This is a genomic window from Escherichia sp. F1 (assembly GCF_046764225.1).
In the GTDB taxonomy this organism is placed as follows: Bacteria; Pseudomonadota; Gammaproteobacteria; order Enterobacterales; family Enterobacteriaceae; genus Escherichia; species Escherichia coli.
The window spans coordinates 4,013,675-4,033,849 of sequence record NZ_CP177202.1; the positions used below are offsets into that span (position 1 = coordinate 4,013,675).

A 20,175-nucleotide genomic window follows, 5' to 3' on the forward strand; every position below is an offset into this window, starting at 1 on the left:
TTGTCTATTCGCTAATAACCTCAATACATTCATGAGATTACCAGAAAAGAGCCGGCCGTTGGGCCGGCTCTTTTACTTACATCACCAGACGGCGAATGTCAGACAGCGTGTTGTTAATGATGGTAATGAAACGGGCACCATCAGCACCGTCGATCACGCGGTGGTCGAAGGAGAGAGAAATCGGCAGCATCAGACGCGGCACGAACTCTTTACCATTCCACACCGGCTCCATCGCGGACTTGGAAACGCCGAGGATAGCCACTTCCGGCGCGTTCACAATCGGCGCGAAGTGGGTAGTACCCAGGCCGCCGATGCTGGAGATGGTGAAGCAACCGCCCTGCATTTCGCCCGCAGTCAGCTTACCGTCACGCGCTTTCTTAGAAATAGTCATCAGCTCGCGAGACAGCTCGATGATGCCTTTCTTGTTGACGTCTTTGAATACCGGAACAACCAGACCGTTCGGGGTATCCACCGCCACACCGATGTTGATGTATTTCTTCAGGGTCAGACGCTGACCGTCTTCCGACAGCGAACTGTTGAAGCGAGGCATCTGCTCAAGAGCTGCAGCAACCGCTTTCATGATGAAGACAACCGGGGTGATCTTCACATCCAGCTTACGTTTCGCCGCTTCTTCGTTCTGCTGTTTACGGAACGCTTCCAGCTCGGTGATATCGGTTTTGTCGAAGTGAGTAACATGCGGGATCATCACCCAGTTACGGCTCAGGTTCGCACCAGAGATTTTCTGGATGCGGCCCAGTTCCACTTCTTCGATTTCACCAAACTTGCTGAAGTCCACTTTAGGCCACGGCAGCATGCCTGGGATACCGCCGCCAGTTGCCGCCGGAGCTGCTTCTGCACGTTTGATAGCTTCTTTCACGTAAGCCTGAACGTCTTCGCGCAGGATACGACCTTTACGGCCAGTGCCCTTCACTTTCGCCAGGTTAACGCCAAATTCGCGTGCCAGACGGCGGATCAGCGGAGTCGCGTGAACGTAAGCGTCGTTTTCAGCAAATTCAGATTTGCCTTCCGCTTTCGCAGCCGGTGCTGCTGCCGGGGCTTCAGCTTTTGCTGCCGGAGCCGGCGCTGCCGCTTCCTGTTTCGCAGGAGCTGCCGCAGGCGCTGCGCCTTCAACTTCGAAGATCATAATCAGCGAGCCAGTTTTCACTTTATCGCCAACGTTGACTTTCAGTTCCTTCACGACGCCTGCAAACGGAGCCGGAACTTCCATAGACGCTTTATCGCCTTCTACGGTGATCAGTGACTGTTCAGCGGCAACTTTGTCGCCCACTTTCACCATCACTTCGGTCACTTCAACTTCGTCACCACCGATATCCGGAACGTTAACTTCTTTCACGCCAGCCGCTGATGCAGGGGCCGCTGCCGGAGCCGCTTCCTGTTTAGCCGCCGGAGCTGCCGCGCCTGCTTCACCCGCGACTTCGAAGACCATAATCAGCGAGCCGGTAGACACTTTGTCACCCACGTTCACTTTGATCTCTTTCACGGTGCCTGCAAACGGAGCCGGAACTTCCATAGAAGCCTTGTCGCCTTCTACGGTGATCAGCGACTGTTCAGCTTCAACTTTATCGCCAACTTTCACCAGGATTTCGGTCACTTCAACTTCGTCGCTGCCGATATCCGGAACGTTAACGTCTTTTGCCGCCGCAGCCGCTGGTGCTGCTGCCGGAGCTGCTTCTTTCTTCTCTTCTGCCTGAGCAGGTGCAGCGTCTGCTGCACCGTCGGCGGAATCGAAAATCATAATCAGTGCGCCGGTCTGGGTTTTATCGCCAACAGAGACTTTGATCTCTTTAACGATACCCGCCTGCGGAGACGGAACTTCCATAGAGGCTTTGTCGCCTTCTACGGTGATCAGCGACTGTTCGGCTTCAACTTTGTCGCCCACTTTGACCAGGATCTCGGTGATTTCAACTTCATCAGCCCCGATGTCCGGTACTTTGATTTCGATAGCCATTATTCTTTTACCTCTTACGCCAGACGCGGGTTAACTTTATCTGCATCGATGTTGAATTTGGCGATTGCGTCAGCAACCACTTTCTTATCGATTTCGCCACGTTTAGCCAGTTCGCCCAGCGCCGCAACCACGACATAAGAAGCATCAACTTCGAAGTGGTGACGCAGGTTCTCACGGCTGTCGGAACGACCGAAGCCATCAGTACCCAGTACGCGATAGTCGTCAGCCGGTACGTAAGTACGGACCTGCTCAGCGAACAGTTTCATATAGTCGGTAGATGCCACTGCCGGAGCGTCGTTCATCACCTGAGCGATATACGGAACGCGAGGTGTTTCCAGCGGGTGCAGCATGTTCCAGCGTTCACAATCCTGACCATCACGCGCCAGCTCGGTGAAGGAGGTCACGCTATAAACGTCAGAACCTACGCCGTAATCTTTCGCCAGGATCTCTGCCGCTTCACGGACGTGACGCAGGATAGAACCGGAGCCCAGCAGCTGAACTTTACCTTTGCTACCTTCAATGGTTTCGAGTTTGTAGATACCTTTACGGATACCTTCCTCAGCACCTTCCGGCATTGCCGGCATGTGGTAGTTTTCGTTCAGCGTAGTGATGTAGTAGTAAACGTTCTCTTGTTTTTCACCGTACATACGCTCCAGCCCGTCATGCATGATGACAGCAACTTCGTAAGCGTAAGCCGGGTCGTAAGAGATACAGTTCGGGATAGTCAGCGACTGAATGTGGCTGTGACCATCTTCGTGCTGCAGACCTTCACCGTTCAGGGTGGTACGACCGGAAGTACCGCCGATCAGGAAGCCACGCGCTTGCTGGTCACCAGCCGCCCAGCACAGATCGCCGATACGCTGGAAGCCGAACATCGAGTAATAGATGTAGAACGGAATCATCGGCAGATTGTTGGTGCTGTAAGAGGTCGCCGCTGCCAGCCAGGAACAACCTGCGCCCAGCTCGTTGATCCCTTCCTGCAGAATCTGACCTTTCTCGTCTTCTTTATAGTAAGCAACCTGCTCGCGGTCCTGCGGGGTGTACTGCTGACCGTTCGGACTGTAAATACCAATCTGACGGAACAGACCTTCCATACCGAAAGTACGCGCTTCGTCGGCGATGATCGGTACCAGACGATCTTTGATCGACTTGTTCTTCAGCATCACGTTCAGGGCACGAACGAAAGCGATAGTGGTAGAGATCTCTTTGCTCTGCTCTTCCAGCAGCGCGCCGAAGTCTTGCAGGCTCGGCAGCTCAAGCTTCTCGGTGAAGTTCGGCTGACGGCTTGGCAGATAACCGTGCAGTTTCTGACGCTGAGCGTGCAGATAGGTATGCTCTTCAGAACCTTCCGGGAAGGTGATGTACGGCAGTTTTTCGATATCGGCATCAGATACCGGCACATTGAAACGGTCGCGGATATGACGCACGCCGTCCATGTTCATTTTCTTAACCTGGTGCGCGATGTTTTTACCTTCAGCCGCGTCGCCCATGCCGTAACCTTTAATGGTATGAGCAAGGATCACCGTCGCTTTGCCTTTGGTTTCCTGCGCTTTCTTGAATGCAGCGTAGATTTTCTTCGGATCGTGACCGCCACGGTTCAGTGCCCAGATCTGCTCGTCAGTCCAGTCTGCAACCAGTGCTGCGGTTTCAGGATATTTACCGAAGAAGTGTTCACGAACGTACGCACCATCTTTCGATTTGAAGGTCTGGTAGTCGCCGTCAACGGTTTCGTTCATCAGCTGGATCAGTTTACCGCTGGTATCTTTACGCAGCAGTTCATCCCAACGGCTACCCCACATCACTTTAATCACGTTCCAGCCAGCACCTTCGAAGATGCCTTCCAGTTCGTTGATGATCTTGCCGTTACCGGTGACCGGGCCGTCAAGACGCTGCAGGTTACAGTTGATAACGAAGACCAGGTTATCCAGTTTTTCACGGGTAGCGATGGTGATCGCACCTTTGGATTCCGGTTCGTCCATTTCACCGTCGCCGAGGAACGCGTAAACGGTCTGTTTAGAGGTATCTTTCAGGCCACGGTGTTCCAGATATTTCAGGAATTTAGCCTGGTAAATAGCACCAATCGGACCCAGACCCATAGATACGGTCGGGAACTGCCAGAATTCCGGCATCAGTTTCGGGTGCGGATAGGAAGAGAGGCCATTGCCGTGAACTTCCTGACGGAAGTTATCCAGCTGCTCCTGAGTCAGACGACCTTCCAGGAAAGCACGAGCGTAAACGCCCGGGGAGATGTGGCCCTGGAAGTAAACCAGGTCGCCGCCATCCTGCTCGTTGCGTGCACGGAAGAAGTGGTTAAAGCACACATCATAAATGGTTGCGGAAGACTGGAAGGACGCCATGTGGCCGCCCAGTTCGAGGTCTTTTTTCGACGCACGCAGAACCGTCATGATGGCGTTCCAGCGGATAGCTGAACGAATACGGCGTTCCAGTTCCAGATTACCCGGATACTCCGGTTGTTCTTCAACGGGGATGGTGTTGATGTAGTTGCTGATACCGGTGCCTGCGGCTACGTTGACACCGCCTTTGCGGGCTTCAGCAAGCAGTTGGTCGATCAGATACTGAGCACGCTCAACACCTTCTTCACGGATGACCGATTCGATCGCCTGGAGCCAGTCGCGAGTTTCGATCGGATCCACGTCATTTGGGAAACGTTCTGACATGGGTTATTCCTTATCTATCTAATAACGTTGAGTTTTCTGGAACCTGTCCCATTGAACTCTCGCCGGAAAGCTCAATAAGACAGGTTCTACGTTTAGTTGCCGCGCTTTTATATGCGCTTGATTTACAACATCTTCTGGATAATTTTTACCAGAAAAATCACTAATTCTTTCGTTGCTCCAGACGACGCAGAGAACGCTCACGGCGGCTTTCTTCACGGCTTCTGTCGAGCAAAATTTCTTCGATAAAGGCCAGATGGCGATGCGATGCTTCGCGCGCTTCTTCCGGCTTACCGGCCATAATCGCTTCAAATATGCGGGTGCGGTGACTACTCACCAGCGGCAGCATCTCGCGACGCGAATAGAGCAATTCGAAGTTCTGACGGACATTCTGGGCCAACATCGGCTCCATACACCTTAGCAGATGAAGCAGAACCACATTGTGGGCCGCTTCGGTGACGGCAATCTGATACTGGAGTACGGCGTTTGATTCCGCGTCCAGATCGCCAGACTGCTGCGCCAGCTCTATGGCGTGGTGGAGTTCACGGATGCGTTCCTTGTCTTCATCGGTACTACGCAGCGCGGCGTAATAAGCGGCGATACCTTCCAGGGCGTGTCGTGTTTCGAGCAAGTCATACTGTGATTCAGGATGGTCGGAGAGCAGCTCCACCAGCGGATCGCTGAAGCTTTGCCATAGGCTGCTCTGGACAAAAGTGCCGCCACCCTGGCGACGAAGCAACAAGCCCTTCGCTTCGAGACGTTGAATCGCCTCACGCAAGGAGGGACGGGAGACGTCAAACTGTTTTGCCAGTTCGCGTTCCGGTGGGAGTTTTTCGCCCGGGCGGAGTGTGCCTTCGAGGATCAAAAACTCCAGTTGCTGCTCAATCACATCGGAGAGTTTTGGTTGGCGGATTTTGCTGTAGGCCATGAGTTCCTGTCTTAAGCCACTTGCCGAAGTCAATTGGTCTTACCAATTTCATGTCTGTGACGCTAAAGTAACAAAGTATTCACCTTATGTCCATACAGGTTTTGATTGAAATCATGAAACTGTGCACATTTTAACAACTTGACATATATAACGTTTCAAAGTTGTAACTATGCACAAATGTAGACTTTACGTAGGAAAGGGATTTTTTAACGATTATTAAACTATAAAAATCCGAATTGAACCGATTCACTTACCAATTTATCGATTTTTAATTCAAAAATAATGAATTTATATTCATTTTGTATATTGAGGGGATTTGAGGCTGATCTTTACAAACGGTTCCTTTTTAAGCAACTCATCTTCAACCATGCATAAAGCGGGTGCATTCGCTGCCGCATACCATTATTCTTGATCTGACGGAAGTCCTTTTGTAACAATTCAAACGTCTTTGATGTAAACAAATTAATACAAAAAACGGAATTGCAAACTTACACACGCATCACTGCGTAGATCAAAAAAACAATCACCGCACGAGGTTTCATGATGGAAGGTCAACAGCACGGCGAGCAGCTAAAGCGCGGCCTTAAAAACCGCCACATACAGCTTATCGCGCTGGGAGGCGCGATAGGGACAGGGCTATTCCTGGGTAGCGCCTCCGTAATACAGTCCGCAGGGCCAGGGATTATCCTGGGTTACGCCATTGCTGGTTTTATCGCCTTCCTGATCATGCGTCAGCTAGGTGAAATGGTGGTCGAAGAACCTGTCGCAGGCTCCTTTAGCCACTTTGCTTATAAATACTGGGGCAGTTTTGCCGGTTTCGCCTCTGGCTGGAACTACTGGGTACTGTACGTTTTAGTTGCCATGGCAGAGCTGACTGCCGTAGGTAAATACATTCAATTCTGGTATCCGGAAATCCCGACCTGGGTTTCTGCCGCCGTATTCTTTGTGGTGATTAACGCCATCAACCTGACAAACGTTAAAGTGTTTGGCGAGATGGAGTTCTGGTTTGCCATTATCAAAGTTATCGCGGTGGTAGCGATGATCATCTTCGGCGGCTGGCTGCTATTCAGTGGCAACGGCGGCCCGCAGGCGACCGTTAGCAACCTGTGGGATCAGGGTGGTTTCCTGCCGCACGGCTTTACCGGGCTGGTGATGATGATGGCGATTATCATGTTCTCGTTCGGTGGTCTGGAACTGGTGGGGATCACCGCAGCAGAAGCTGATAACCCGGAGCAAAGTATCCCGAAAGCAACTAACCAGGTTATCTACCGCATCCTGATTTTCTATATTGGTTCGTTAGCCGTTCTGCTCTCGCTGATGCCGTGGACCCGCGTTACTGCTGATACCAGCCCGTTTGTACTGATCTTCCACGAATTGGGCGATACCTTTGTGGCGAATGCGCTGAACATCGTGGTACTGACTGCTGCGCTCTCCGTATACAACAGCTGCGTATATTGCAACAGCCGTATGCTGTTTGGTCTGGCACAGCAGGGCAACGCGCCAAAAGCGCTGGCGTCTGTCGACAAACGCGGTGTACCGGTTAACACTATTCTGGTGTCTGCGCTGGTTACGGCATTGTGCGTGCTGATTAACTACCTTGCACCGGAATCCGCATTCGGACTGTTAATGGCGCTGGTGGTATCTGCACTGGTAATCAACTGGGCGATGATTAGCCTGGCGCATATGAAATTCCGTCGCGCCAAGCAGGAACAAGGCGTGGTAACTCGCTTCCCTGCTCTGCTTTATCCGCTGGGTAACTGGATCTGCCTGCTGTTTATGGCGGCGGTACTGGTGATTATGCTGATGACCCCAGGAATGGCGATTTCGGTATACCTGATCCCGGTATGGCTGATCGTGTTAGGTATCGGCTATCTGTTTAAAGAGAAAACCGCCAAAGCCGTAAAAGCGCATTAATCTCTCTACGCCCTCACCCGTGCAGGGTGAGGGCAATAATCTTTACACCAACGCCCCGTAAATCGTCAGTAGCGCAATTACCACCACGACCACGAACGAGGTTTTCTTCGCCATGGAAACCGCTGCCTTCGGCGTCTCCACCTTATCGACATGCGGTTCACGCGCCAGAGAGAATTGTGCCAGACGCGTTAATACCTGATATTGCGAAGTATGGAAATCACCCAGCGAAGCAAACCAGGCCGGTAACGCTTTCTCACCATGACCGATCAAGGCATATACCACACCCGCAAGACGAACCGGCACCCAATCCAGTACATGAAGCACGGCATCAATGCCGGACTGTAAACGATGATGCGGCGTCTGGTAACGCGCCAGCCAGTATTGCCATGCACGCAAAAACGCATACCCCATCAGCGTAACGGGTCCCCAGGTTCCCCCCACAATCAGCCAGAACAGCGGTGCAAGATAAAAACGAAAGTTAATCCACAGCAATGCATTTTGCAGCTCACGCAAATATTCACGTTCATCGCAGCCTGCCGGGACGCCGTGAATCATGGTGAGTTCGCCAGCCATCGTGGCACGGGCATGGCTATCATTACGTGAAGCAGCTGTCAGATAAGCATGATAATGAAGACGAACTTTACCTGCGCCAATACACAGCAAACCAATCAGCAGCCACACCAGCAGCGTGGGAACGTTGAACAATACTCCCTGCAATGCGCGTAACAGTAAAAAAATCACGCCCATCGCAATAATGGTCATGCCTAATGTGCGCCCGAGAGAAAAATGTTTCACCCGCCAAAAGAACGCTTCAAGACGATGATCAAGCTGCCAGTGCTCGCCCAACTTAAACAGGCGCTCGAAAATTAACACCAGTAAGGTTGTAAATAGCGTCATGTTGTCTCCTTGCTGACCAGTGCACGAAACCGTGCCCAATCAAATGCAGGACCGGGATCGGTTTTCCGATCCGGCGCAATATCACAATGGCCCGTCATGTTATTAGCGATATCTGGATAGCGATCAATCAGTGCCCGCGTAACCGCCGCAAGCTGTTGATACTGCGCATCGGTATACGCCAGCGTATCGGTGCCTTCAAGCTCAATCCCAATAGAAAAATCATTGCAGCGTTCACGCCCCTGATACTGAGAGACTCCGGCATGCCAGGCACGTTTATCGAAAGGAACATACTGGACTATTTCACCATCGCGGCGAATCAAACAGTGAGCGGAGACGCGCAAATGGGCGATCTCAGCAAAGAAAGGATGTGCCTGCGGATCAATAGTTCCAGTGAATAATGCGTCGATCCACGGACCGCCAAACTCGCCTGGCGGCAGGCTAATATTGTGCACCACCAGCAGGGTGGGTGTTTCGTCATCCGGGCGGCAATCGTAATGTGGTGAGGGAACGCGGCGCGCGCCAACCAGCCACCCCTGTTCTAACAACATGCAGGATCTCCTTATATGTGGTGCTAATACCCGGTTCAGAGTAGCATGTTTCTACCTTATGATTCGTTAGCTATCTGGAGTTTTAACATGCCGCCTCGCCGCTACACCCCTGACACCCGACGTGACGAGCTGCTGGAACGCATTAATCTCGATATCCCCGGCGCGGTGGCCCAGGCGCTGCGGGAAGATTTAGGCGGAACAGTCGATGCCAACAATGACATTACGGCAAAACTTTTACCGGAAAATTCTCGCTCTCATGCCACGGTGATCACCCGCGAGAATGGCGTATTTTGCGGCAAACGCTGGGTTGAAGAGGTGTTTATTCAACTGGCAGGCGACGATGTCACCATAATCTGGCATGTGGATGACGGCGATGTCATCAACGCCAATCAACCCTTGTTCGAACTTGAAGGCCCATCCCGCGTGCTGTTAACGGGCGAACGCACTGCACTTAATTTTGTGCAAACCCTTTCAGGGGTTGCCAGTAAGGTACGCCACTATGTCGAATTACTGGAGGGCACCAACACGCAGTTGTTGGATACGCGCAAAACCTTACCCGGCCTGCGTTCAGCTCTGAAATACGCGGTACTTTGCGGCGGCGGAGCGAATCACCGTCTGGGGCTTTCTGATGCCTTCCTGATCAAAGAAAACCATATTATTGCCTCCGGCTCAGTGCGCCAGGCGGTCGAAAAAGCGTCCTGGCTGCACCCGGATGCGCCAGTAGAAGTCGAAGTAGAGAATCTGGAAGAACTTGATGAAGCCCTGAAAGCAGGTGCCGATATCATCATGCTGGATAACTTCGAAACAGAACAGATGCGCGAAGCCGTCAAACGCACCAACGGCAAGGCGCTACTGGAAGTGTCTGGCAACGTCACTGACAAAACACTGCGCGAATTTGCCGAAACGGGCGTGGACTTTATCTCCGTCGGTGCGCTAACTAAGCACGTACAGGCACTCGACCTTTCAATGCGTTTTCGCTAGTTGCTGACAGATTTATCCGCTCCATCGCGGGCGGATAATCTCCCCTTTCCCAATTTTCTTCGTAACGCCTCGCAAATTTCTTGTCTTTCACTGCAACGTAATAAAAAACTCCGGAAGCTGCTTTCCCGTTTCGTTTTTTGCCCCTCGCTTGTGCTGATGGCGTTTGCCAAAGTAGCGCCAACCAAATCAAGGAGCGAAACAAATGGACAAGCAACGCGGTTTTACACTTATCGAACTGATGGTGGTTATTGGCATCATTGCCATTTTAAGCGCCATTGGTATTCCCGCTTATCAAAACTACCTGCGCAAAGCCGCACTCACCGACATGCTACAAACCTTTGTGCCTTACCGTACCGCCGTAGAGTTGTGCGCGTTGGAACATGGTGGATTAGATACCTGCGACGGTGGCAGTAATGGCATCCCCTCGCCTACCACTACCCGCTATGTTTCAACCATGAGTGTGGCAAAGGGCGTGGTGTCGCTGACCGGGCAAGAAAGTCTCAATGGGCTAAGCGTCGTCATGACGCCGGGTTGGGATAACGCAAACGGCGTCACCGGTTGGACGCGCAACTGCAATATTCAAAGTGACAGCGCATTGCAGCAAGCCTGCGAAGATGTCTTCCGCTTTGATGACGCCAACTAAGGAGCGGCAATGAATATTCCACAGCTCACCGCCCTGTGTCTGCGTTATCAGGGAGTCTTGCTGGATGCCAGCGAAGAGGTGGTTCATGTTGCGGTGGTCGATGCCCCTTCGCATGAGCTACTGGACGCATTGCATTTCGCTACCACCAAACGTATTGAGATCACCTGCTGGACGCGCCAACAAATGGAAGGTCACGCCAGTCGCACACAACAGACATTGCCCGTAGCTATTCATGAGAAGCATCAGCCCAAAGCAGAGTTGCTGACTCGAACGTTACAATCTGCGCTGGAACAACGCGCGTCTGATATTCATATCGAACCAGCGGACAATGCCTACCGCATACGCTTGCGTATCGACGGCGTATTGCATCCTTTACCGGATGTTTCACCGGATGCCGGAGTCGCATTAACCGCCAGATTAAAAGTGCTGGGGAACCTGGATATTGCGGAACATCGCCTGCCGCAGGACGGGCAATTCACTGTCGAACTGGCAGGAAACGCCGTCTCATTTCGTATTGCGACCTTACCATGTCGGGGTGGTGAAAAGGTGGTATTAAGGTTGTTACAGCAGGTGAGTCAGGCACTGGATGTCAACACGCTTGGAATGCAGCCGTTACAACTGGCGGACTTTGCTCATGCCTTGCAACAACCACAGGGACTGGTGCTGGTAACAGGCCCTACAGGCAGCGGCAAAACGGTCACGCTTTATAGTGCCCTGCAAACGCTGAATACCGCTGACATTAATATTTGTAGCGTCGAAGATCCGGTTGAGATCCCCATAGCCGGACTAAACCAGACGCAAATCCATTCGCGTGCCGGACTCACCTTTCAGGGCGTTTTGCGTGCGTTATTGCGCCAGGATCCTGACGTCATCATGATCGGAGAGATCCGCGATGGCGAAACGGCAGAAATTGCCATAAAAGCCGCGCAAACCGGTCACCTGGTGTTGTCTACCCTACACACTAATTCCACCTGCGAAACGCTGGTACGTTTACAGCAAATGGGGGTCGCCCGCTGGATGCTCTCATCGGCGCTTACACTGGTAATAGCCCAGCGTCTGGTACGTAAACTTTGCCCACATTGTCGCCGACAGCAAGGGGAGCCCATCCATATTCCAGACAATGTATGGCCGTCGCCGCTGCCCCACTGGCAGGCACCCGGTTGTGTACATTGCTACCACGGTTTTTATGGTCGCACGGCCTTATTTGAAGTTCTGCCCATAACACCGGTCATACGTCAGCTTATTTCCGCTAATACCGACGTTGAATCGCTGGAAACGCACGCCCGACAGGCGGGTATGCGTACGCTTTTTGAAAACGGCTGCCTGGCCGTGGAGCAAGGCTTAACCACCTTTGAAGAGTTAATCCGCGTATTGGGGATGCCGCATGGCGAGTAAGCAACTCTGGCGCTGGCATGGCATAACCGGCGACGGCAATGCGCAAGATGGGATGCTATGGGCTGAGAGCCGTGCTTTGCTGCTCATAGCACTACAGCAACAGATGGTTACCCCACTTAGCCTGAAGCGAATCGCCATCAATTCTGCGCAGTGGCGAGGAGATAAAAGCGCGGAAGTCATTCATCAACTGGCGACGCTACTCAAAGCCGGGTTAACGCTTTCTGAAGGGCTGGCACTGCTGGCGGAACAGCATCCCAGTAAGCAATGGCAAGCGTTGCTGCAATCGCTGGCGCACGATCTCGAACAGGGCATTGCTTTTTCCAATGCCTTATTACCCTGGTCAGAGGTATTTCCGCCGCTCTATCAGGCAATGATCCGCACGGGGGAATTGACTGGTAAGTTAGATGAATGCTGCTTTGAACTTGCTCGACAGCAAAAAGCCCAGCGTCAGTTAGCCGATAAAGTGAAATCAGCGTTGCGTTATCCCATCATCATTTTAGCGATGGCAATCATGGTGGTTGTGGCAATGCTGCATTTTGTGCTGCCGGAGTTTGCTGCTATTTATAAGACCTTCAACACCCCACTACCGGTACTAACGCAGGGGATCATGACGCTGGCAGACTTTAGTGGCGAATGGGGCTGGCTGCTGGTGTTGTTCGGCTTTCTGCTGGCGATAGCCAATAAGTTGCTGATGCGCCGCCCGACCTGGCTTATCGCGCGGCAGAAATTGCTGTTACGCATCCCGATTATGGATTCACTGATGCGGGGACAAAAACTCACGCAGATCTTTACGATTCTGGCGCTGACTCAAAGTGCAGGCATTACTTTTTTACAGGGCGTAGAGAGCGTCAGAGCAACAATGCGCTGCCCGTACTGGGTGCAACTTCTGACACAAATCCAGCACGATATCAGTAACGGTCAACCCATCTGGCTGGCGCTAAAAAATGCCGGTGAGTTTAGCCCACTCTGTTTGCAATTAGTGAGAACAGGAGAGGCATCCGGCTCGCTGGATCTCATGTTAGACAACCTCGCCCATCATCATCGGGATAACACACTGGCGCTGGCGGATAACCTCGCAGCCTTACTGGAACCGGCGTTGCTGATCATAACGGGAGGAATTATCGGTACGCTGGTGGTGGCAATGTATCTGCCAATTTTCCATTTAGGCGATGCGATGAGTGGAATGGGATAACGCTGGCGTGTTGCTCCACGCCAGCATTGGGAGATTACAGGTTGTTGAAGATGCGGTTTTCTTGTTCCAGCACACGAATAAACGTGGTGCGCTTGGTCAGCTCTTTCAGGCGTGAAGCCCCAACGTATGTACAAGCTGAACGCAGGCCGCCCAAAATATCACGCGCGGTATTTTCAACCGGGCCTCGCAGCGGCAGCTTAACGGTTTTACCTTCTGCTGCGCGATATTCCGCAACGCCGCCAACGTGACGTTTCATCGCAGACTCGGAGCTCATGCCGTAGAACAGCATAAATTTCTCGCCGTTCTCCTCAACGATGCGACCGCCGCTCTCTTCGTGGCCCGCCAGCATACCGCCAAGCATGACGAAATCGGCACCGCCGCCAAAGGCTTTCGCGACATCGCCCGGCGTGGTGCAGCCACCGTCGCTGACGATCATTCCGCCCAGACCGTGCGCAGCATCGGCACATTCGATTACCGCAGAAAGTTGCGGATAACCGACGCCTGTTTTGACGCGAGTTGTACAAACAGAACCTGGGCCAATGCCAACTTTAACGATATCAGCACCGGAGAGGATAAGCTCCTCACACATTTCACCAGTCACTACGTTGCCAGCACAAATGGTTTTGGTCGGCCACGCTTCACGCGCTTTCGCAACGAACTGCACGAAGTGTTCGGAATAACCATTCGCCACGTCAATACAAACGAAATTTAATGCCGGGTTCAGGTCGAGAATCTGTTTAGTTTTTTCGAAATCCGCATCTGATGTACCGGTAGAAACCATCACATGTTTCAGCACATCAGCGGAAGAATTGTTGATAAACGCTTGCCACTCTTCGACAGAATAGTGTTTATGCACAGCAGTCAAAATATCAAAAGAAGCCAGCGCAGAGGCCATAGAAAATGTGCCTACGGTGTCCATATTTGCGGCGATAATCGGCACGCCGGACCAGCTCTGACCTGAATGTTTGAAGGTGAATTGACGTTCCAGTTCAACATCGGAACGGCTTTTAAGAGTGGAGCGTTTAGGGCGGATGAGAACGTCTTTAAAACCTAACTTCAGATCTTCTTCAATACGCATGTGCGGATTCCTGGGGTTAATGGCTATAAGGGTAAGAGCGCAACTCCAGTGACGCTATCATACGCACTAATCAATGCGGCGCAAGACTGCGAAATTGTCTTTTTTTACGCTACAATCCCATAAATTTACCTGGTAAATAGTGAGCGAACGTTTCATCAATTTCGCTTTCGTGCGCTCATTTTTAACGTTTTGATAATCATGATGAATTCCCGGGAATATAAATTATGAGGTATATAGTTGCCTTAACGGGAGGCATTGGCAGTGGCAAGAGTACCGTTGCCAATGCGTTTGCTGATCTCGGAATTAACGTCATTGATGCCGATATTATTGCGCGTCAGGTGGTTGAACCAGGTGCACCTGCGCTACATGCCATTGCTGATCACTTTGGCGCTAACATGATTGCTGCTGATGGAACATTGCAGCGCCGGGCCTTGCGCGAGCGGATCTTCGCCAACCCGGAAGAGAAAAACTGGCTTAACGCCCTGCTGCATCCGCTGATTCAGCAAGAGACGCAACACCAGATCCAGCAAGCAACTTCCCCCTATGTACTGTGGGTTGTGCCATTGCTGGTAGAAAACTCACTGTATAAAAAAGCGAATCGAGTGCTGGTGGTGGATGTCAGCCCAGAAACGCAACTTAAGCGCACCATGCAGCGCGATGATGTAACTCGCGAGCATGTCGAACAAATCCTTGCTGCTCAGGCACCGCGCGAAGCTCGCCTTGCCGTGGCAGATGACGTCATTGATAATAACGGCGCACCGGATGCTATCGCATCGGATGTTGCCCGCCTGCACGCACACTATTTGCAGCTTGCGTCGCAGTTTGTCTCACAGGAAAAACCGTAATGCAGACCCAGGTCCTTTTTGAACATCCACTAAATGAAAAAATGCGTACATGGCTGCGCATTGAGTTTTTGATTCAGCAACTTACCGTTAATTTACCCATCGTTGACCACGCTGGCGCGCTGCATTTCTTCCGTAATGTCAGTGAATTACTGGATGTTTTCGAGCGTGGCGAAGTCCGCACTGAGCTGTTGAAAGAACTTGACCGGCAGCAACGTAAACTCCAGACCTGGATTGGCGTGCCTGGCGTGGACCAGAGCCGTATTGAAGCATTAATTCAGCAGTTAAAAGCGGCGGGGAGCGTATTAATTTCCGCGCCGCGTATCGGGCAATTTCTGCGTGAAGATCGTTTGATTGCTCTGGTGCGTCAGCGACTGAGCATCCCAGGCGGCTGTTGTAGCTTTGATTTACCTACATTGCACATTTGGCTGCATCTACCCCAGGCGCAGCGCGACAGCCAGGTAGAAACCTGGATTGCCAGCCTGAACCCGCTCACCCAGGCACTTACCATGGTGCTGGATTTAATTCGCCAGTCGGCCCCCTTCCGTAAACAAACCAGCCTGAATGGTTTTTATCAGGATAACGGTGGCGATGCCGACTTGCTGCGTCTGAATCTGTCGCTCGATTCACAGCTTTATCCGCAAATTTCCGGTCATAAGAGCCGTTTTGCCATTCGTTTTATGCCGCTGGACAGTGAAAACGGACAGGTACCGGAACGTCTGGATTTCGAACTGGCCTGTTGCTAAGGAGTAAAAATGTCAGAAACTATTACGGTGAATTGCCCAACCTGCGGGAAAACGGTGGTGTGGGGTGAAATCAGCCCGTTTCGGCCATTTTGCTCCAAACGTTGTCAGCTGATCGACCTCGGAGAATGGGCTGCTGAAGAAAAACGAATCCCCAGCAGTGGCGATCTTTCCGAAAGCGATGACTGGAGCGAAGAGCCAAAGCAGTGACATTTTTTCTGATGCGACGCTGGCCTGATAAGACGCGGGCAGCGTCACATCAGGCATCGTGTGCAAATGTCGGATGCGGTGTGAACGCCTTATCCGACCTACAAGACCTTATATATCAACGTGTTAAAATTGTAGATGCTGATAAGACGCGCCAGCGTCGCATCGGGCATCTTGTGCAAATGTTGGATGCGGCATAAACACCTATCCGACATACACACGCTTAAGCTTCGCAAGTACCGGTTCATTGGCTGGCGGAAAATCATCGGCATTCAGACCGACCAGCGACATCCACTCACCGGGTTGCCCTTCTTTACCCCACGGCTCCCCTTCCCAGCTTTCGACCAGCCAAAACCACAGTGTTATATGCCTGTCCGGGAATTCATATTCCAGTTTTTCAAATAGCGAAAAATGTTGTGGGGTAATCCCGACCTCTTCCTGAAGTTCACGCACCACCGCCTGTTCCGGCGTTTCGCCCATTTCAATTTTACCGCCGGGAAACTCCAGTTTATTCGCCATGTGCGCATCTGCTGCGCGACGCGTTATAAAGATTTCATTGTTCTCGTTGCGAATAATACCTACCGCAATTTGCAGCTTTTTCATTGTCTTAAACCTATAAAAAAGGCGCAGAATCCTGCGCCTTTTACTTCAACTGTTAGCTTTTATTGCAGGCGACCATGGCACTGCTTGTATTTTTTACCAGAACCGCACGGGCAAGGATCGTTACGTCCTACTTTGCGCTCACCGGTTTGCGCCGCCAGTGCAGCTGCGGCTGCAGAGTCGTCATCCTGATGGCTAAGCTGCTGCATTTGCGCTAAACGCTCGGCTTCCATACGACGCTGTTGTTCCAGCTCCTCAACCTCTTCAGGCATACGTACCTGAACTTTGCTCAGCGTGCTAATAACTTCATATTTCAACGACTCCAGCATCGCTGCAAACATGGAGAACGATTCACGTTTGTATTCCTGCTTCGGATCTTTCTGTGCATAGCCACGCAGGTGGATACCCTGACGCAGATAGTCCATCGCTGCCAGGTGCTCTTTCCACAGAGAGTCGAGAGTTTGCAGCATGACGCCTTTTTCGAAGTGACGCATCATCTCAGCACCAACCACTTCTTCTTTACGCTGATACACTTCGATGGACTGCGCCAGAATGCGCTCACGCAGCGTCTCTTCATGCAGTTCTGGTTCTTTATCCAGCCACTCAGCAATTGGTAAATCGAGGTCGAAATCGTTCTTCAGACGTTCCTGCAGCCCCGGAATATCCCACATTTCTTCCAGCGACTGTGGCGGAATGTAGGCATCAATGGTGGCTTTGAACACATCTTCACGAATGCTGTTGATGGTTTCACTCACATCGCTGACATCCAGCAGTTCGTTACGCTGGGAGTAAATGGCGCGACGCTGATCGTTAGCCACATCATCATATTCCAGCAGTTGCTTACGAATGTCGAAGTTACGGCTTTCAACTTTACGCTGGGCGTTGGCAATCGCTTTGGTCACCCACGGGTGTTCAATGGCTTCGCCTGGCTTCATACCCAGTTTACGCATCATGCCGGATACTCGGTCGGAAGCAAAAATACGCATCAGCGCATCTTCCATCGACAGGTAGAAACGGGAAGAACCAGCATCCCCCTGACGACCAGAACGACCGCGCAACTGGTTATCGATACGACGGGATTCGTGACGTTCAGTACCGATGATATGCAGGCCACCTGCTTCCAGTACCGCATCGTGACGTACCTGCCAGTCGGCTTTAATTTTTTCAATTTGCTCTGCGGTCGGATTTTCCAGCGCGGCAACTTCTGCCTGCCAGCTACCACCGAGCACAATATCTGTACCACGACCCGCCATGTTGGTCGCGATAGTCACCGCAGCCGGATAACCTGCCTGAGCAACAATCGCCGCTTCGTTGGCGTGGAATTTGGCGTTCAGGACATTGTGCTTAATACCGGCTTTGGTCAGTTCGTTTGACACCAGCTCCGATTTTTCGATGGAGATAGTACCCACCAGCACCGGCTGGCCTTTCGCTGTACGTTCTTTGATATCTTCAATGATCGCCTGAATTTTTTCCGCTTCAGTCATGTAGACCAGGTCCGGCAGATCTTTACGAATCATTGGACGGTTGGTCGGAACAACGACGGTATCCAGCTTGTAGATGGAGCTAAATTCGAAAGCTTCGGTATCAGCAGTACCGGTCATCCCCGCCAGTTTTTCATACAGACGGAAGTAGTTCTGGAAGGTGATCGACGCCAGCGTCTGGTTTTCGTTCTGGATCTGTACGCCTTCTTTCGCTTCCACTGCCTGATGCAGGCCATCGGACCAACGACGTCCCTGCATGGTACGACCGGTGTGTTCGTCAACGATGATAACTTCACCATCTTTAACGATGTAGTCGACGTCTCGGGTAAACAGCGCATGAGCGCGCAGCGCCGCCGTTACGTGGTGCATCAGCATGATGTTGGCCGGAGAGTACAGAGACTCCCCTTCATCCATGATGCCTTCTTTCACCAGCAGTTCTTCAATCAGCACCAGACCACGTTCGGTCAGGTTCACCTGGCGAGATTTTTCGTCCACCGAGAAGTGGCCTTCGCCCTGGAAGGTTTCGGAGTCTTCTTTTTCCTGACGGATCAGGTGCGGAATAATTTTATTCACGCGTTTATACATTTCCGAGCTGTCTTCTGCCGGGCCGGAAATGATCAGCGGTGTACGAGCTTCATCGATCAGGATGGAGTCCACTTCGTCCACCAGCGCATAGTGCAGTTTACGCTGTACACGTTCTTCAGGGCTGAACGCCATGTTATCGCGCAGGTAGTCAAAGCCGTATTCGTTGTTCGTACCGTAAGTGATGTCAGCTGCGTAAGCTTCACGCTTCGCCGGTGCTGGCATGCCCGGCAGGTTGATACCGACAGTCAGGCCAAGGAATTCAAACAGCGGACGGTTGTTTTCGGCGTCACGTTGCGCCAGGTAGTCGTTGACGGTAACAACGTGTACGCCCTTACCGGTTAGTGCGTTCAGGTAAGCAGGCAACGTTGCGGTCAGGGTTTTACCTTCACCGGTACGCATTTCGGCGATGCAGCGTTCGTTAAGAACCATACCGCCGAGTAACTGAACGTCGAAGTGACGCATACCAAAGACGCGCTTACTTGCCTCACGCACCACGGCGAAAGCTTCTGGGATCAGATTTTCCAGCACTTCGCCTTTTTCCAGACGTGCACGAAACTCTGCGGTTTTCCCTTTCAGTTCTTCGTCGGAGAGTTTTTCCATCTCCGGTTCCATGGCATTGATGATGTTGACCACTTTGCGCATCCGGCGCAGGGTGCGATCGTTACGACTACCGAAAACTTTAGTTAATAATTTGATTAGCATAATAAAATCTCAAACGCCCCGCGTTGCGGAGTCAATAAAATGAAGTAAAGGTTTATTGTTGTTAGCTGAGGCGTTGAGGGCCAGCACGGATGCCTTGCGCCTGGCTTATCCAGACGGGCGTGCTGAATTTTGCTTGCGGGGTAAAATGCGCATAATCAATGCGATAACCCTTTTCAGACGGCGTGCCTTCCTGGGTCAACAGCGCGCTGAGCGTATCCAGTAATGCAAGATGTTGCGCCTGAAGAGGCAAAGATTCTTCAGCAACGGGCAGCGTTTGCGGTGCCATTGCGAAGGAAAGATGACGGATTACCGTGCGAATGGCATGTTGATGCCAGTAATCAACGGAATAGTTCGAATTCGGGCGGCGCGTGTTCGCTTCCAGCAAGGCCAATTGACCAAAGTTAACTTTGGCAGAAGGCTCGTGGTTGCGGGTTGTCGCTTTTGCGGGCGCGTTTGGTTCGGCGGCGTTGCTGAGCGCAGGCAAACCTAAACTCGCCGCGACCATCCCTAATAAGAGATGCGGCCAGAAGTAGCGTTTACCAAACTGTCGCCAGCGCGTCAGTATTCCACTCACGTTATTGCCATCCCGATCGTATTCAAACGTATTTAGCGCACAAATCTTATCATTAAAGCCTGAAGTCGACAGCACGAATGAAGATAAGTTGTCCGTAAAAGTGCTTAAGAAAACAGCGTTCGCACCGTTTTTTATAGCTCTTATAAAATTCAAAAAAAAACGACTGGTTCACCTGGCCGGAGAGAGTGCCAGATTTGCCAGTCGAATTTTATACGACAGTA

General features: G+C 51.8%; 18 protein-coding genes. 8 read left to right on the forward strand and 10 right to left on the reverse strand.

The window, feature by feature from the left end; genetic code table 11:
• Positions 1–76: 76 nt before the first annotated feature.
• From aceF to pdhR, 3 genes are all read right to left on the reverse strand, one after another.
• The gene (gene aceF / locus ACK8NJ_RS19280; protein ID WP_000963535.1) at positions 77–1,969 is read right to left on the reverse strand and encodes a pyruvate dehydrogenase complex dihydrolipoyllysine-residue acetyltransferase; all 1,893 of its coding nucleotides are present in this window, start codon (positions 1,967–1,969) and stop codon (positions 77–79) included.
• Between the two features lie 14 nt (positions 1,970–1,983).
• Complete coding sequence (aceE, locus tag ACK8NJ_RS19285) at positions 1,984–4,647, reverse strand: pyruvate dehydrogenase (acetyl-transferring), homodimeric type (RefSeq protein WP_000003820.1); 2,664 nt, start codon at positions 4,645–4,647, stop codon at positions 1,984–1,986.
• A gap of 160 nt (positions 4,648–4,807) precedes the next feature.
• Positions 4,808–5,572: a pyruvate dehydrogenase complex transcriptional repressor PdhR gene (gene pdhR / locus ACK8NJ_RS19290; protein ID WP_000331776.1), complete on the reverse strand. Its 765-nt coding sequence runs from the start codon at positions 5,570–5,572 to the stop codon at positions 4,808–4,810.
• 540 nt (positions 5,573–6,112) lie between these two features.
• On the opposite strand from pdhR, the gene aroP reads away from it, so the two are divergent.
• Positions 6,113–7,486: an aromatic amino acid transporter AroP gene (gene aroP / locus ACK8NJ_RS19295; RefSeq protein ID WP_000969915.1), complete on the forward strand. Its 1,374-nt coding sequence runs from the start codon at positions 6,113–6,115 to the stop codon at positions 7,484–7,486.
• 42 nt (positions 7,487–7,528) lie between these two features.
• On the opposite strand, the gene ampE is transcribed toward aroP, so the two are convergent.
• On the reverse strand, positions 7,529–8,383 hold the full coding sequence (ampE, locus tag ACK8NJ_RS19300) for a beta-lactamase regulator AmpE (RefSeq protein ID WP_097438704.1): 855 nt from the start codon (positions 8,381–8,383) through the stop codon (positions 7,529–7,531).
• Positions 8,380–8,931: a 1,6-anhydro-N-acetylmuramyl-L-alanine amidase AmpD gene (ampD, locus tag ACK8NJ_RS19305; RefSeq protein ID WP_000923726.1), complete on the reverse strand. Its 552-nt coding sequence runs from the start codon at positions 8,929–8,931 to the stop codon at positions 8,380–8,382. Before ampD ends, ampE begins: the two co-directional genes overlap by 4 nt.
• A gap of 87 nt (positions 8,932–9,018) precedes the next feature.
• On the opposite strand from ampD, the gene nadC reads away from it, so the two are divergent.
• From nadC to hofC, 4 genes are all read left to right on the forward strand, one after another.
• A complete protein-coding gene (gene nadC, locus ACK8NJ_RS19310) occupies positions 9,019–9,912 on the forward strand; it encodes a carboxylating nicotinate-nucleotide diphosphorylase (RefSeq protein WP_250780810.1) in 894 nt (297 codons plus the stop codon).
• A gap of 202 nt (positions 9,913–10,114) precedes the next feature.
• Positions 10,115–10,555, forward strand: coding sequence for a prepilin peptidase-dependent pilin (gene ppdD / locus ACK8NJ_RS19315; protein WP_000360907.1), 441 nt, complete (start codon positions 10,115–10,117; stop codon positions 10,553–10,555).
• Positions 10,556–10,564: 9 nt separating this feature from the next.
• Positions 10,565–11,950, forward strand: a complete 1,386-nt coding sequence (gspE, locus tag ACK8NJ_RS19320; protein ID WP_411961883.1) for a type II secretion system protein GspE — start codon at positions 10,565–10,567, stop codon at positions 11,948–11,950.
• The gene (gene hofC, locus ACK8NJ_RS19325; RefSeq protein WP_411961884.1) at positions 11,940–13,142 is read left to right on the forward strand and encodes a protein transport protein HofC; all 1,203 of its coding nucleotides are present in this window, start codon (positions 11,940–11,942) and stop codon (positions 13,140–13,142) included. Before gspE ends, hofC begins: the two co-directional genes overlap by 11 nt.
• 34 nt (positions 13,143–13,176) lie before the next feature.
• On the opposite strand, the gene guaC is transcribed toward hofC, so the two are convergent.
• Positions 13,177–14,220 carry a GMP reductase gene (gene guaC / locus ACK8NJ_RS19330; protein ID WP_001217337.1) on the reverse strand — a complete coding sequence of 348 codons (1,044 nt, stop codon included), beginning with the start codon at positions 14,218–14,220 and terminating at the stop codon, positions 13,177–13,179.
• A gap of 155 nt (positions 14,221–14,375) precedes the next feature.
• Positions 14,376–14,420, reverse strand: a complete 45-nt coding sequence (locus ACK8NJ_RS19335) for a protein YacM (RefSeq protein WP_120795372.1) — start codon at positions 14,418–14,420, stop codon at positions 14,376–14,378.
• Positions 14,421–14,444: 24 nt separating this feature from the next.
• On the opposite strand from ACK8NJ_RS19335, the gene coaE reads away from it, so the two are divergent.
• The 3 genes from coaE to yacG are packed head-to-tail and all read left to right on the forward strand — an operon-like array spanning position 14,445 to position 16,015.
• The gene (gene coaE / locus ACK8NJ_RS19340) at positions 14,445–15,065 is read left to right on the forward strand and encodes a dephospho-CoA kinase (protein ID WP_001269517.1); all 621 of its coding nucleotides are present in this window, start codon (positions 14,445–14,447) and stop codon (positions 15,063–15,065) included.
• Positions 15,065–15,808, forward strand: coding sequence for a cell division protein ZapD (gene zapD, locus ACK8NJ_RS19345; protein WP_001194731.1), 744 nt, complete (start codon positions 15,065–15,067; stop codon positions 15,806–15,808). Before coaE ends, zapD begins: the two co-directional genes overlap by 1 nt.
• Before the next feature lie 9 nt (positions 15,809–15,817).
• The gene (gene yacG / locus ACK8NJ_RS19350) at positions 15,818–16,015 is read left to right on the forward strand and encodes a DNA gyrase inhibitor YacG (RefSeq protein ID WP_000005042.1); all 198 of its coding nucleotides are present in this window, start codon (positions 15,818–15,820) and stop codon (positions 16,013–16,015) included.
• 201 nt (positions 16,016–16,216) lie between these two features.
• Here the strand turns inward: yacG and mutT are convergent, their stop codons facing one another.
• From mutT to secM, 3 genes are all read right to left on the reverse strand, one after another.
• Positions 16,217–16,615, reverse strand: coding sequence for an 8-oxo-dGTP diphosphatase MutT (gene mutT / locus ACK8NJ_RS19355; RefSeq protein WP_000736017.1), 399 nt, complete (start codon positions 16,613–16,615; stop codon positions 16,217–16,219).
• Between the two features lie 59 nt (positions 16,616–16,674).
• Positions 16,675–19,380: a preprotein translocase subunit SecA gene (gene secA / locus ACK8NJ_RS19360; protein ID WP_000905789.1), complete on the reverse strand. Its 2,706-nt coding sequence runs from the start codon at positions 19,378–19,380 to the stop codon at positions 16,675–16,677.
• A 61-nt stretch (positions 19,381–19,441) separates the two neighbouring features.
• Positions 19,442–19,954 (reverse strand): secA translation cis-regulator SecM, encoded by a 513-nt coding sequence (gene secM, locus ACK8NJ_RS19365; protein WP_000014320.1) that lies wholly within the window; start codon positions 19,952–19,954, stop codon positions 19,442–19,444.
• Positions 19,955–20,175 lie beyond the last annotated feature (221 nt).